Source organism: Bacillus cereus group sp. N31 (assembly GCF_016483245.1).
Lineage (GTDB): Bacteria > Bacillota > Bacilli > Bacillales > Bacillaceae_G > Bacillus_A > Bacillus_A toyonensis.
This window is the reverse complement of sequence record NZ_JAEHCH010000089.1, coordinates 1-374: the sequence shown is the minus strand read 5'-3', so window position 1 is coordinate 374 and position 374 is coordinate 1. Positions and strand designations below refer to the sequence as shown.

The following is a 374-nucleotide window of genomic DNA, read 5'->3' as shown; positions in this document are numbered from 1 at the left end:
AATTCATACACTTGGCCAGGTTGTAACTGGTTCATGATTTCTTCCAAATGAATTTGTATATATACCGGCCTCAGTTGAGCGGGTTTTGTTTTAAATACGACTGTTTCGAACTCTTTTCTATATATCTTAGTTGGTAACTTAAGACATGATAAATAGTATCCTTGCCTATCTTGAATAGACTTAAAGTCTTGTAAACGAAAATATCCTAGATCACGAATATATAGTTCATTCTTTTGTGCCATATCTGTTCGAGTCGCACCATACGCTTGATCACTTCGTTTCCCTGGTTCAATTTTTACATCAGAAAATTCTCCACTCAACAGGTCATACTCTAGTTGAATTTTTACACCAGCTCTATGACTACATCCTCCGGC

At 36.4% G+C, this 374-nt stretch carries 1 protein-coding gene; it reads right to left on the bottom strand.

Translation table 11 applies throughout. The features are described 5' to 3' along the window. A partial coding sequence (locus JDS81_RS29860; protein ID WP_199688697.1) for a transposase occupies positions 1–374 on the bottom strand: 374 nt, incomplete at both ends.